Source organism: Rhodococcus sp. NCIMB 12038, from assembly GCF_002165735.1.
Taxonomy (GTDB): domain Bacteria; phylum Actinomycetota; class Actinomycetes; order Mycobacteriales; family Mycobacteriaceae; genus Rhodococcus_F.
The window spans coordinates 1-885 of the sequence record NZ_NHML01000091.1 but is presented as its reverse complement, the minus strand read 5'-3'; the positions used below and the strand labels follow the sequence as shown (position 1 = coordinate 885).

The following is an 885-nucleotide window of genomic DNA, read 5'->3' as shown; positions in this document are numbered from 1 at the left end:
GCGGGACAGGTGCACCACGTGCCCGGGGTCGCCGCGCAACTCCCAGCCCGCATTCAGCAGTGGGGTGAGGGCGGCGTGCAGGACGGCAGTCAGTTCTGTTGCGGCACGGTTGCGAAGGGCTTCCATGTCGTCGACATCGTCTTCGCTGCCCGGATCGATGACCCACCCGAGAAGCTCGCATGCGGCCACTCCGACGACCCAGATCTGTGCGGGGGCTCCCAATGGTGTCAGCGCGGCCCAGCGGATCAGTTTATCCAACTTCTCGACGGAGTCGACCGGGCCGGTCAACTCCCGCCCGGAGGGTGTGTACGTCCCGTCGGAGGTCACGATCAACGCATGGCCATCGGCTTCTTCTCCGGCGGGCAATGCCTCCCATGCCGGTGCGGGTGGTGTTGCCGCCGGCTCGGTCGCCGATGCATTCAGCAGATTTGCGGCAGCGGCGGTTGTCGTCGGTTCCGCCGAAGCTGTTTCCGCTGGAGCTGTTTCCTCCGGTGCGATCTCGGTGGCATCGTCGCCAGGCTCCGGGGCGGGTGCGGGAGGTGCTGGTTCGTGCAGGTCGAACAGTGCAATCTGCTCCCACGGACGGGTCACGTCTACTGCTCCACGATCCGGCCCTCGATGTCCGCCGGCGGTACGTGGTGGCGGTCGAACAACTCCTGCAGGGCCACGTCAACCACGCTGGTGACCGAGACGTTGCGGTTCTTCACCAGCCAGTTCAGCCGCGCCTCCGTCGAGGCCAGAACCCGAGTATTGAGTTGCACTTTGGTCGGACCCCTCCGCGGTTCCAGCTTCGCTAGCGCCCCCACGGTCGGTGCCATCGCGTCGGAATCTCCTCCTGTGCTGAGAACTTCATCCTGCGATCACACTGCACGTCCGTTCCCCACC

The 885-nt window shown here is 65.8% G+C and carries 1 protein-coding gene and 1 pseudogene; both read right to left on the bottom strand.

The features are described from left to right. Positions 1 to 591: pseudogene (locus CA951_RS42085) on the bottom strand (hypothetical protein); the annotation flags it as partial. 2 nt (positions 592 to 593) lie between these two features. Continuing rightward, entirely contained in the window at positions 594 to 761 is a 168-nt protein-coding gene (locus CA951_RS42080; RefSeq protein WP_256974318.1) for a hypothetical protein, read from the bottom strand. Positions 762 to 885 lie beyond the last annotated feature (124 nt).